This window comes from Brenneria roseae subsp. roseae (genome assembly GCF_003115845.1).
Classification (GTDB): Bacteria; Pseudomonadota; Gammaproteobacteria; order Enterobacterales; family Enterobacteriaceae; genus Brenneria; species Brenneria roseae.
In genome coordinates this window covers 148,103-161,164 of sequence record NZ_KZ819025.1, presented here as the reverse complement: position 1 = coordinate 161,164, position 13,062 = coordinate 148,103, and the positions used below count along the sequence as shown (strand labels likewise).

Below are 13,062 nucleotides of genomic sequence, written 5' to 3'. Positions count from 1 at the left end.
AGCGTTTTCCGTCAGACAGAGGGTTTCACGGTATTCTCAGCCAGAGAGGCGGGAACAATCAACCTATTCGGCAGGGTAAACACAAAGCGGGAACCCAACCCTTCCTCACTGATGATTTCCAGCCGGGAGTCATGGTGACTGAGCGCATGTTTCACAATCGCCAATCCCAACCCACTGCCGCCGGTCTGCCGCGAACGGGCTTTATCAACGCGATAGAAGCGCTCGGTCAGACGCGGCAGATGCTCAGGCGCAATGCCCGCGCCATTATCGCTGACCTGAAACTGTGCGCCTTGCGGGATCTTCTGCCAGCACACTTCTATGCGCGTCCCGGGCGGCGTGTGATTGATCGCGTTATACACCAGATTCGACACCGCACTGCGCAACTGTTCTTCATTGCCGAATACCTGAAGATTGTCATTCACACGGAACACAATCTCATGGCGATCCTGACTCAAGGCTTGCGCTTCACGCTGCAATACGCGCAACATCAGCGGCATGTCGACTTTCTCATTCAAATCGATCGCGGCGGCGGCTTCAATCCGTGAGAGCGTCAGAAGTTGCTTCACCAACCCATCCATGCGCCGCGTCTGTTCCTGCATGGTATTCAGCGCCTTATTGCGTAGCGAGCGATCCAGCGTTTCATCCTGCATCATCTCCAGATAGCCCTGCAATACGGTCAGCGGGGTGCGTAATTCATGACTGACATTGGCGAAAAAATTACGCCTCGCCCCTTCAAGCTGATGCATCTGCGTAATATCACGCACCATCATCAGTAACTGTCCTTCCGAATAAGGCATCACGCGAAATTCAACATGGTGGGAATTGTTCAGTTGCAGGGTCAGCGGCTTGCTGAAATCACGCCTGCTCATATAGCGGGCAAATTCAGGATAGCGCAGCAAATTAAGAATATTTTGACCGTTATCTTCCGGCCAACGAAAACTCAGCAGGTGCTGCGCCAGATGATTACACCAGAAGATGGTTCCCTCTTCCGTGGTGATGACCACCGCATCCGGCAGGGATTCCGCTCCGCTGCGAAAGCGTTTAATCAACAGCGCCAACTCACGTCGGCGTCGGCGATTACGCAATTGCATCTGATAAAGGCCGTAAAACAAGGGCTCCCAGCTCCAGCGGCCCGGTGGCGGGGTCATGCTGCGATCGACCCAAAGCCAGTAGGAAAGTTTGAGCTGATTGTAAAAATTCCAGCACAGGGCGGCCAAAACTGCGGTCAGTAAAAACCAGGGTAAATAGCCAAAAATAAGCCCCAGCAAAACAGCGGGTAAGCAAAAAAAAGCCAGCTCCAATGCCAGCCTTTTCCACGATAGACGTTCTAGCACGTTAATGTTTCTCCGGCACAACTACCTTCAGTAACGCGTTGAAAAACGATACCCCGTTCCCCGAACCGTCTGTACCATTTTTTCATGACCGCTGGTTTCCAGCGCTTTGCGCAATCGGCGGATATGAACATCAACGGTACGATCTTCAACATAAACGTTAGTGCCCCAAACGTGATTCAGCAACTGTTCCCGACTGTAAACCCGTTCCGGGTGAGTCATAAAGAAGTGCAGCAGCTTAAACTCCGTCGGTCCCATATCCAGCGCATGCTCTTCCGTCGTCACACGATGGGAAGACGGATCGAGACTCAATCCACGCATTTCGATCACTTCTTCCACCGCCATCGGCGAAATACGCCGCATCACGGCCTTGATGCGCGCAACCAGTTCTTTCGGCGAAAACGGTTTGGTAATGTAATCATCCGCACCGACTTCAAGACCACGGACCCGGTCCTCTTCTTCACCGCGCGCGGTCAACATCATAACGGGGATCTCGCGGGTAAGCACTTCACGCTTCATATGCTTAATGAATTGCAGGCCAGAACCGCCGGGCAGCATCCAGTCCAACAGCACCAGTTCAGGAAAAGGCTCCGAGAGCAACTTGACCGCACTGTCATAATCTTCAGCTTCGACTGGCTGATAGCCGTTCTGCTCCAGAACGAAGCATACCATTTCACGAATCGGTGCTTCATCTTCTACGACCAATATGCGTCTTGCCATTGTTAATCCTGTCGTTAGTCATCGTCGCTGTTAGCATACGCCGTGCATTATGCGTCAGTTTTGTGACATTTTTATGAAAAAAACGCCTGGAGCGTTTTTCAACGTCGCTTGCGACGACCCGCAGGGCGAGCCCAGGGACGGGGCGAGTAAAAAAACGCCTGGAGCGTTTTTCAACGTTACGGAGTAACGGCCCATAGGGCGAGCCCCAGGGATGGGGCGAGTAAAAAAACGCCTAGAGCGTTTTTCAACGTCGCTTGCGACGACCCGCTTCCTTTCAGCTCGACAACGTATTTTCGAGCCGCTTTCCAAAAGCGGGTTTTCGCGACGACAGCCGTTACGATGACTGTTTATAATCACTGGCACTGCAATAACCGTCATTCAGGGAGCTCCATGCGTATTATTCACACCGCCGACTGGCATCTGGGACAGTATTTTTATACCAAAAGCCGCGCGGCCGAGCATCAAGCTTTCCTGCACTGGCTTATCGCTCAGGTCGAACAGCATCAGGTGGATGCAGTAATAGTAGCAGGAGATATCTTTGATAATGGTTCGCCGCCCAGCTACGCCCGGGAAATGTATTACCGTTTTGTTGTCGAGCTACAACAAACTGGCTGCCAGCTTGTCGTGCTGGGCGGTAATCATGATTCCGTCGCCACGTTAAATGAGTCCCGGGATCTGCTGGCTTGCCTGAATACGCGGGTCATCGCCAGTACCGACGGCGATCCTGGCAAGCAGGTGATGGTGCTGGAAAACCGTCAACGTCAGCCAGGCGCAATCCTCTGCGCCATCCCGTTTTTACGCCCGCGAGATATCATGACCAGCCGGGCAGGACAATCCGGTGAGGAAAAACAACAGACCCTGCTGGATGCCATCGCCGCACACTACGAGCAGTGTTATCAACTGGCCTGCCAGCAGCGCGATGCGCTGGGATTGCCTCTTCCCATCATTGCAACCGGACATTTGACTACCGTTGGCGTCACCGCCTCCGATTCGGTGCGGGATATTTATATCGGCACGCTGGACGCGTTTCCGGCTCAGGCGTTTCCCTCTGCCGACTATATTGCTCTTGGTCATATCCACCGTCCGCAGCGGGTGACGCAGAGCGCCCATATTCGCTATAGCGGTTCTCCCATCCCGTTGAGTTTTGATGAATTAAGCAGCGAAAAATCCGTTTATCTGGTGACATTTGCACCGGATGCTCCCCCGGTCGTTGATGCGCTTCCCGTGCCGGTGACGCAGCCGATGCAGCTGATCAAAGGCAGCCTGGCGGACATAGAACATCAGCTCGCCACCTTCAGCGATTATCAAGGGGAGCCCCCCGTCTGGCTGGATATTGAAGTCACCACGCAGGCTTATTTGAGCGATCTACAGAAACGCATTCAGGCGCTGACCGACGATTTACCCGTTGAGGTTTTGCTGCTGCGACGCAACCGTGAGCAGCAGCAGGCCATCGCCCGCCAGGAAAAAGAGACGCTGGATGAACTGACCGTGCATGAGGTTTTTGAACGCCGGCTGGCGACGGCCGCCGATCTGGAGGAACCCCGCCGACAGCGCGTGCGTTCGCTATATGGACAGGTGGTTAATGAATTGGAACAGGATGAACACGCCGAATGAAAATACTCAGCCTGCGCTTAAAAAATCTCAATGCCCTGAAAGGCGAATGGAAAATTGACTTCACTCAGGCGCCGTTTTCCAACAACGGGTTGTTTGCGATTACCGGCCCGACCGGCGCGGGGAAAACCACGCTGCTGGACGCCATTTGTCTGGCGCTCTACCACGAAACGCCGCGGCTCGAAGGCATCACCGCCAGCCATAATGAAATCATGACGCGCGGCACGGCGGAATGCCTGGCCGAGGTGGAATTTGAGGTCAAAGGCGTTGGCTACCGCGCCTTCTGGAGCCAGCGGCGCGCCAGAAACGCGGCGGAAGGCAATCTGCAAACGCCGAAAGCCGAACTGGCGCTGATTGAGAACGGCAAGATCCTGTGTGAAAAACTGACGGAAAAACTGGCGATGACCGCCGACATCACCGGGCTGAATTTTGACCGTTTCACCCGTTCCATGATGCTGTCACAGGGGCAGTTTGCCGCCTTTCTCAATGCCCATCCCAATGAACGGGCGGAACTGCTGGAAGAACTGACCGGCACAGACATTTACGGACTTATTTCCGAGCGTGTCTTTGACAAACATAAGCAGGCGAAAAGCGCGCTGGATACCTTACAGGCCAAAGCCTCTGGGATTGAACTGCTGAATGAAGAACAGCGTCAGCAACTGGAAAGCGAGCTTGAATCGCTATTCCGGCAGGAACAGGCCGTTAATGCAGAACGTGAGCAAGCACTGACTCATCAACGTTGGTTCGAACAACTGGCACAGCGTCAATCATCCCTCGCTACGGCAAAAACGCAGCACACCGCGGCCGAAACCGCCATGTTGCAGGCCCAGCCGAAATTTGAAAAACTGGCGCAAAGCGAACCGGCAGAAAAACTCCGCCCGCTCCAACAGGAAAAGCATCGCTACCAGCGGGAGTGTGTCGAACTGTCACACCAGCTCGCCCGGCTGACGGAACAGCAGCAATCACAGGCGGCCACGTTAACCGCGCTGCGCGAGCAGGAAGCTCAAGCCACTCAAGCGTTGCGTCAACATACGGACAACCGCCAGCAGCAAGAAACGCTGATGAATGAGCAGGTAATTCCGCTCGATCACCAGATCAAAACGCTGCAACAACAAACGGAAAAGCAGCGGCAGGAGCGGGAGCTCGCCGCAGAGCGTCAAAAAGCGACGCAGCTAAAGCAATCTCAAACCGCGCAGCAACGCCAGTCGACCCAACAGCAGTTTGAACAGCTAAAGACCTACCAACGACAGCATCCCCATCATCAACACTGGGGAGAAAATCTCTCCCTGTGGCGGACGCAATTTCAACGTCAGCAGCAGTTGCAAGATGAGATATCAACCCTATGTCAAAAACAATCCGCCTTTACCGAACAGGAGGAACAGTTAAGGCTGGACGATGCAGCGTTAGCCACACGGCAGACCGGGCAACAGGCTGCGGCCGATCACGCACAGCAACAATTCACCCAACAGCAGCAAACGTTGGCATCTCAGGAAGCCGGGCAGCCCATTGCCGCACTGCATCACCAGCTTAGTCAGTCCATTGCGTTACGCCCTGAACGTCAGCAACTGGCAACCACGCAGGCGCTGTTTCAGCGGCTGAATCTCCGTCAGCAACAGGTGGAAAATCAGCAAAAACAACTGCGGGAGAGCATCCAACAGCAGGATACAGAGCAGAAACAGCAAAGGAAAACGTGGGAACAACGTCACGATCATCTGATCGATTTGGAGAAAAGTTATCAGCTGGAATTGCGCATTGTTAAACTGGAAGACGAGCGTAGCCGCTTGCAGCCGGGTGAGGCATGCCCGCTGTGCGGTTCCCCGCATCACCCGGCCATTGCCAGTTACCAGGCGCTACAGCCATCGGAAACCGAGCGGCGTCTGCTTCAACTGCGGCAGGAAACCAGCCAGTTGGAAAGCGCGCTGGCACGGAGCGATGCGCGCCTCGCCTCATTAAATCAACAGCGTCAACAACTGTCCGATGACGCTTCCCGGCTTGATGATGAATACCAGACGCTGCTGCAACAGTGGCAAGATGTCAGTAAGCGCTTACAAGTGGAGTTTACGCCCGAACAGTCCGCTGACGTCACGGACTGGCTGACGCAAAGCGAAACGTGGGAACAACAGATTCAGCAGCAGATTTTGGTCCGGGAGCAGGCACAAAAGCAGTGGCAGGAAAGTAAGGATTCACTGACTAATGCCAATACCGCGTTGCAACACACCCGGCAAGCGATTGCCCTGAATCATCAGCAACGGCAAACGCTGAAAAATGCGCAGGCCGAGGTACAACAGTTACTGCAACAGAGGCAAATACAGCAGGTACAGCATCGGCAGACACTGGAGAATACGTTAAAGGCATTCGCGCTGTCCCTGCCAGACGGGGAAGAACAAGCCGCCTGGCTGACGCAGCGAACGGAAGAATGGCAGCGCTGGAAAGACACCGAACTGGAATTACAGCAGCGTTCAAATCAGTTGACGGCTTTGGAAGCGGAATACCAGCATCTGACCAATTCGCTTGAGGAAACAACGCAACAGCTACAGGCATTAACACAACAACAGAGCTTGTTACTCAACGAGTTAAGCGCATGTCAGCAGCAGCGGCAGCGGCTTTTTGGCCACCAGCAGACGGCGGAAGTCAGCGACCGACTTCGCCAGCTCAGCCGGCAGTATGAACAAGCCTGTCAGCAGATACAGCAACAACGCCAACAGGCGGAGTCGGCCCTCAACCGTCTTACTGGTGAACTGAGCAGCGTCCTACAGCAGCAAACCCGCGTTGCCGGGTTGGCCCAACAGGCCGAACGGGCCTTTGTTCAAGCCTTACAACAAAGCCGCTTCTCCGATGAGTCGGCTTTCAATAATGCCCTGCTTGATGAGCAGGAACGTCATGAGCTACAGGCATGGAAAGAAAAATTGTCTCAGGCATTACAGCAGGCAATTGCTTTGTATCGGCAGGCCGAACAGCAATTACTCGTCCACCAGCAGCAACGGCCAGACACTCTCGCCGAGGACGCCACCCCGCAATCCATTGAGCAAGCGCTATCCGAGCATCATGAAAGACTGAAAATAAATCACCAGCAGCAGGGCGAAATCCGCCAGCGGCTCAACGATGACCGCCGACATCGTCAAAATCAGCAGACGCTATTGGCCGAAATTGCGCGAAGCCAGCAGCACTATGACGACTGGAGCTGTCTCAACGACCTGATTGGTTCACAAAAAGGAGACAAGTTTCGGCGCTTTGCACAAGGACTGACGCTGGATCATCTGGTGTATCTGGCCAATCAGCAGCTTTCCCGGTTGCATGGGCGTTATCTGCTACAGCGAAAAACCAGCGAAGAGCTGGAACTACAGGTTGTGGATACCTGGCAGGCCGATGCCATCAGGGATACCCGCACGCTGTCTGGCGGCGAGAGCTTTTTGGTCAGTCTGGCGCTGGCGCTGGCCCTTTCCGACCTGGTGAGCAATAAAACCAGTATCGATTCGCTCTTTCTGGATGAGGGCTTTGGCACGCTGGATGCCGAAACCCTCGATACCGCGCTGAATGCACTGGATAACCTCAATGCGTCCGGTAAGACGATTGGCGTCATCAGTCACGTAGAGGCCATGAAGGAGCGGATCCCGGTGCAAATCAAAGTAGAAAAAGTCAACGGTTTAGGGCTCAGCCGTCTGGCCCCTGAATTTTCCGTTTAGCTTCTCATCGTCTCACCGGCTGAGGGGCCAGAGCCAGGCGGCCCCACGGACACCGCTGGAATCGCCATGCATTGCCTGACGCACGGGGGTTGTGCATTCACCCCCAAACGCCCACTGTTTCAACAGCGCAGGAACGGTCTGGTACAAGCGCGGTATGTTGCTCATGCCGCCGCCCAACACCACAACGTCAGGATCGAGCAGGTTAATGACATGCGCCAGCGATTTTGCCAGGCGCCGTTCATAGCGCTGCAAGGCTTGTTCCGCCCTCCTGTCGCCCTGTTCCGCCAGCGCAACAATCGCCTCCCCCTTGCGCGCCTGTCTGCTTAGCCGTTGATAGTCGGTGGCAAACCCGGTACCGGAAATAAACGTTTCAATGCAGCCCGCTTTACCGCAATAGCAGGGCACTGCGCGCTGATAGAGCAGTTCTTCATCATCCATCCACGGCAGCGGATTATGTCCCCACTCACCGGCGATCCCATTGCCGCCGGTGTGCACTTTGCCGTCAAGGGCGATCCCGGCGCCACAGCCGGTACCAATAATCACGGCAAAAACCGTTTTCTCTCCGGCGGCCGCGCCGTCTACCGCTTCCGACACCGCCAGACAGTTGGCGTCGTTGGCGACCCTCACTGGCCGCCCGAGCAAGCGGGATAAATCGTTATCCAACGACTGGCCGTTCAGCCAGGTGGAATTCGCATTTTTTACTTTGCCGGTAAACGGCGAGATCGTGCCGGGGATACCGACGCCCACGCTGCCTTCACCGCCCGTTGCTTTTTCGGCAGCGTCCACCAGCGACGCGATGGTGTTGATCGTTGCAGCGTAATCATTTCTCGGCGTTGCCACGCGCTGGCGAAAACACGTTTGACCGCCGTCATCCAGCGCGATCGCTTCCGTTTTTGTTCCACCCAGATCAATGCCTATTCGCACCCTGTCCCCCTTACATTTCACCATTCAGCCGACGCTGAATAATCTCATTTTATTCTACATTAGCTCGCCGAATTCGTTATCATGCGCGCTGCATCAATGAACCCGCGCGCAAATCTGCGCGCCCCAGTCAGGGATAACACCATGCTGTGGTTTAAAAATTTAATGATTTACCGCTTAAGTCGGGACTCTGTTTTGTCCAAAGATCATGTTTTGTCTGCGGACGAGCTGGAAAAACAGCTCAGTAGTTTTGCTTTTACACCCTGTGGCAGTCAGGACATGATGAAAACCGGTTGGGTATCGCCAATGGGTTCTCACAGTGATGCGTTAACACACGCGGTTAATGGGCAGATAGTTATCTGCGCCCGCAAAGAAGAGAAAATCCTGCCTTCGCCGGTCATCAAACAAACGCTGCAAGCCAAAATCGAGCGCCTGGAAGCGGAGCAACACCGCAAGCTGAAAAAGACCGAGAAAGATTCGCTGAAAGACGAAGTGCTGCACAGCCTGCTACCGCGAGCTTTCAGCCGGTTCAGTCAGGTCTGGCTATGGATTGATACGGTAAATGGCCTGATCATGGTGGATGCGGCCAGCGCCAAAAAAGCCGAAGACACGCTGGCGCTGTTGCGTAAAACGCTGGGTTCGCTGCCCGTTGTGCCGCTTACCATGGAAAATCCGATAGAACTTACGTTAACAGAATGGGTACGTTCCGGCGAACCGCCGGCGGGTTTTACCCTACAGGATGAGGCTGAGTTGAAAGCCATTCTGGAAGACGGTGGCGTTATTCGCTGTAAAAAGCAGGATCTGGTGAGTGACGAGATCGCGGTACACATTGAAGCGGGTAAAGTGGTCACCAGGCTGGCGCTGGACTGGCAGGAACGCCTTCAATTGGTGTTGTCGGATGATGGTTCACTGAAAAGACTGAAATTCTCGGATACGTTACGTGAGCAGAATGATGACATTGACCGGGATGATTTTGCGCAGCGTTTCGACGCCGATTTTATTCTGATGACCAGCGAACTGGCAGCACTGATCGGTAATCTGATTGAAGCGCTCGGCGGTGAAGCCAAGCGCTGATCCGCTCGTCTGACAAAATAATGCCCACCAACGTTATCACGTCAGTGGGCATCTGCATGACTCACCCGGTAAAACGCCTCAGACTACACCCGGAAGTGTCCTATCACCGCGTTCAGTTCTTCTGCCTGAGACTGCAACGCGGCAGAAGCGGCGGCAGATTCCTGCACTAATGCCGCATTCTGCTGCACCATGGAATCGAGTTGCGCCACGGCTTTGTTGATTTCATTGATTCCGCGCATTTGTTCATCCGCTGCGTGCGTAATCTCAGACATCACCGACGTTACCGTCGATACGCCGCCGACGATTTCGTTCATCGTATCGCTGGCCTGACGAACCTGTACGGAACCTGACGACACACTGCCAACGGTCGATTCAATCAACACCTTGATTTCTTTCGCGGCCTGAGCACTACGCTGGGCCAGATTACGAACTTCCGAGGCGACCACCGCGAATCCGCGTCCCTGTTCACCCGCACGGGCCGCTTCAACGGCGGCATTGAGCGCCAGAATATTGGTCTGGAATGCAATTCCATCGATCACGCCGATGATATCGCCAATTTTTCCGGAGGCGGCAACAATATCTTCCATCGTGACGATCACATCGGAAACAACCTTCCCTCCCGTGCTCGCATCCTCCGCCAGCGTCAGCGCTTTTGAATTCACCTGCTGGGCCGATCCGGCAGACTGCGTCACCGTTGCAGAGATCTGCTCTAACGCCGCCGCCGTTTGCTGAATGCTGGAAGCCGCCGACTCCGTACGCGATGAAAGATCATTATTCCCGGCTGATATTTCATCCGCCGCCACCTGAAGCGAGGAGCTGATATCCCGGATCTGAATCATCACCAGGCTGAGCTTGTCGATAAAGGTATTAAATGAACGCGCTATCTGAGCCACCTCATCGTGCCCTTCATCAGGCAGGCGCTGAGTCAGATCGTTATTACCATTGCTGATATCATCCATCGCATCACGAATCATTAGCAAACGCTTCAGCGTTGACGTGATCATGAACCCAACCACCAGCGAACCCAGTAAAGCAATCACCAGCAGCGAACCAACAGAGGTGAACAGCAAAGAACGCATGCCCTCTGTCGCTTCCGCTTTATCCAGCGCCACCAGCATATACCAGTCAGTGCCGCTAATCGGCTGAGCCAGCATCAGCTTCGTGGCGCCACTGACGTCAACATCCATAGGCGTTGTTGACGTCAACAGTTCGGCCAGATGAATATCCGGCGCAATCTCGGTGATATTCTTCAAGGTGAGATTTTCATCAGGGTGCGCGATAATCGTGCCATCCTTCGCGATCAGCACGCCAAAGCTGGCGGGCGTCGGATTGATTGACTTCACGTTTTCAATCACGCTTTGCATCGTCAAATCGCTGCCCAATACCCCTTTGACCGAGTTGCCGTCCAACACCGGAGCCGCGACAGAGACAATCAGCTCTTTGGTCGACACATCGACATAAGGATCAGTAACAACCGGTTTTCCTTCCTTCACCGCCTGTTGATACCAGGGACGGATTGTCGGGTCGTAATCAGCGGGAATGCCTTCGGAATCGGAAAACTTCGCCGTTCTATCCTCATATCCCATATAAACATTAATGAACCCGCCTGAGGCGGCAATCTGCTGAAACATGGGAACAGGATCATCATTGGTCAGCACGTTGTCATGGAGTGCGGTAACCATCAGCGTTTTAGATTCCACCCATTCACCGATCGCCGTACTGTGGCTGGTCGCCACGGAGTTCAGCATATTCCTGATGGACTCCTCGTTCGAATTATTCGCAATGGTGTAGTTAAGGAAAGTATTTATCGCCAAAGAAAGTACAACAATAGCAGTACAAGCCGCTAAAATGCGGGATCGCGTCGTTTTTAACATAGGAGACTCTTAGCATAGAATTGTTATATAGCTCATAACGGCACCATAAAATAAAACTTGAGCCAGTTCACATTAAATAGCTTTGGTTTAGCGAGAAAATAAGTCGGAACACCTAAACATCATCAACCATCTTTATGGTAGAAATGAGATATTAAAATCAAAAATAAATATAATTACAGACTAATTTAATATGGAAAATAAAATAACCAGCATATAAAACCATCTTTATTCCATAAAAAAAATGTATATCTCATCATGACGACAATACGGAGTAATCACGCCATTATCCGCCTGACGACGGTGGAAATCGGGTAGTAAGAAGAACCCTGTCACCAGGCGTTCAACCATGCGTCAGATATCGATGAAGCCGGTATGACGGGCGACGCCGACTCGCGGTATAAGATTTTTCCCAAACATAGCGCCGCTGCTTATTACAAAAGCGTTAAAATTACGCTGAATATAAAAACAGAGACGCGGCGAAATTCACATCATGGCTAAAGTGATGATATACATTAAACGCACAGCCAACATGATATAGTAACAGTAACGCGTTATACGCTAGAAAACACTATTGGAATCGGTAAGACATAAAATAAAAACGCCGCTTTCATAAATACGAAAAGCGGCGCTAAATATCTGACTAAATAGAAAAGAAGAAACTACAGGTATTTACACAAATAGGAAGACGCTTCCACTACCTGTAAGTTGAATTCACTCTGTGCCGGAACAAAAAACGAGTCGCCCGGCATAAATATCTGCCAGTCTGGCGCGCCTGGCAACAGCACTTTCAGTGCGCCGGTAATCACGGTCATTTCTTCAGCGCTTCCCGTACCAAACGTATACTCGCCCGCCTCCATCACACCAACACTGGCACGGCCAATACTGCCGCTGTCAAAGCCAATAGATTTCACTTTCCCTGCAAAATACTCGTTTACATTCAGCATAGCGCGGCACCTATAATCGAAAAAAACCAAGGAAATTCATCTTAAAAGGAGAACCGGACCACTGTCACTATCTATTCAATGAAAGTGCGCTATCGGTAACACCAACGGGTGATTATTTTGCGGTTTCGCTTTTCCGCACTATGCGGCCGACAAGCGCAGCACACGCATCACATCGGCCACAATCCTCATCGGGTCCTGTGTCGCATCCATAATATGATGAGCGACATTGCGATAAAGCGCTTCGCGCGCGGCCAGCACATCGGCCATCTCTTCAGCGATAGGCCGCCCGGTGAGCGTAGGCCGTTGCTGATCCTGCGGGTTTTCCTCAAGCCGTTGCGCCAGCAAATCCGCGCTGGCGTGAAGATAAATCACCACGCCACGTTCATGCATAAAGCGCCGGTTCGCTTCCGCAAGCACCATCCCCCCGCCCGTGGCAACCACGCTGCGGTTCGACGTTACCTGATGCAACGCCAGACTTTCACGCTGCCGAAAACCATGCCATCCTTCCTGAGCCACAACCTCGGCTACGGTCATTTTGCTGGTTTGTTCCATAAATACGTCAGTATCGACAAAGTCGTATCCCAACGCCCGCGATAGTTGCTCCCCGACCGTGGTTTTCCCACAGCCTCTGGCACCAACCATAAAAATGGGTTGTGTCATCTAATTTTTCACCAAGCCCGTTTTGAGCATCATCATCTTACTGTCAGGTCATCAACGCCGGTTAAATCATATTGGCAACGTTCGCGGATACCACAACCGCACCACCTCTTTACCATCAGGAAATGTTCACTATTGCCACAGAAAAAAGCCCCGTAATAAATAACGGGGCTACCATACCTATCTTAACCCTTTCATGTTGCAGGATACAGACGCATTAACTGCTTTCGAGCGCCTTGATACGTCG

Annotated in this window: 9 protein-coding genes; 3 read left to right on the top strand and 6 right to left on the bottom strand. The window is 53.1% G+C overall.

Annotated elements, in window-relative coordinates; genetic code table 11:
• Positions 1-11 precede the first annotated feature (11 nt).
• A complete protein-coding gene (phoR, locus tag DDT52_RS06820; RefSeq protein WP_136155686.1) occupies positions 12-1,334 on the bottom strand; it encodes a phosphate regulon sensor histidine kinase PhoR in 1,323 nt (440 codons plus the stop codon).
• Positions 1,335-1,361: 27 nt separating this feature from the next.
• Entirely contained in the window at positions 1,362-2,051 is a 690-nt protein-coding gene (phoB, locus tag DDT52_RS06815) for a phosphate response regulator transcription factor PhoB (RefSeq protein ID WP_109052848.1), read from the bottom strand.
• A gap of 390 nt (positions 2,052-2,441) precedes the next feature.
• On the opposite strand from phoB, the gene sbcD reads away from it, so the two are divergent.
• Both sbcD and DDT52_RS06805 read left to right on the top strand, forming a co-directional pair.
• Positions 2,442-3,665 carry an exonuclease subunit SbcD gene (gene sbcD / locus DDT52_RS06810; protein ID WP_136155685.1) on the top strand — a complete coding sequence of 408 codons (1,224 nt, stop codon included), beginning with the start codon at positions 2,442-2,444 and terminating at the stop codon, positions 3,663-3,665.
• Positions 3,662-7,345: an AAA family ATPase gene (locus DDT52_RS06805; protein ID WP_136155684.1), complete on the top strand. Its 3,684-nt coding sequence runs from the start codon at positions 3,662-3,664 to the stop codon at positions 7,343-7,345. Before sbcD ends, DDT52_RS06805 begins: the two co-directional genes overlap by 4 nt.
• Positions 7,346-7,357: 12 nt before the next feature.
• Here DDT52_RS06805 and mak read toward each other — a convergent pair whose 3' ends face one another.
• A complete protein-coding gene (mak, locus tag DDT52_RS06800) occupies positions 7,358-8,269 on the bottom strand; it encodes a fructokinase (RefSeq protein WP_136155683.1) in 912 nt (303 codons plus the stop codon).
• A 141-nt stretch (positions 8,270-8,410) separates the two neighbouring features.
• Between mak and rdgC the strand changes: the two genes are divergently transcribed.
• Positions 8,411-9,340, top strand: a complete 930-nt coding sequence (gene rdgC, locus DDT52_RS06795) for a recombination-associated protein RdgC (protein ID WP_136155682.1) — start codon at positions 8,411-8,413, stop codon at positions 9,338-9,340.
• An 83-nt stretch (positions 9,341-9,423) separates the two neighbouring features.
• Here the strand turns inward: rdgC and DDT52_RS06790 are convergent, their stop codons facing one another.
• The 3 genes from DDT52_RS06790 to aroL all read right to left on the bottom strand — a co-directional run bounded on the left by DDT52_RS06790 (position 9,424) and on the right by aroL (position 12,818).
• Positions 9,424-11,214 carry a methyl-accepting chemotaxis protein gene (locus tag DDT52_RS06790; RefSeq protein WP_136155681.1) on the bottom strand — a complete coding sequence of 597 codons (1,791 nt, stop codon included), beginning with the start codon at positions 11,212-11,214 and terminating at the stop codon, positions 9,424-9,426.
• A gap of 659 nt (positions 11,215-11,873) precedes the next feature.
• Positions 11,874-12,158, bottom strand: coding sequence for a pyrimidine/purine nucleoside phosphorylase (gene ppnP, locus DDT52_RS06785; protein WP_109052837.1), 285 nt, complete (start codon positions 12,156-12,158; stop codon positions 11,874-11,876).
• Positions 12,159-12,296: 138 nt separating this feature from the next.
• Positions 12,297-12,818, bottom strand: coding sequence for a shikimate kinase AroL (aroL, locus tag DDT52_RS06780; RefSeq protein ID WP_136155680.1), 522 nt, complete (start codon positions 12,816-12,818; stop codon positions 12,297-12,299).
• Positions 12,819-13,062 lie beyond the last annotated feature (244 nt).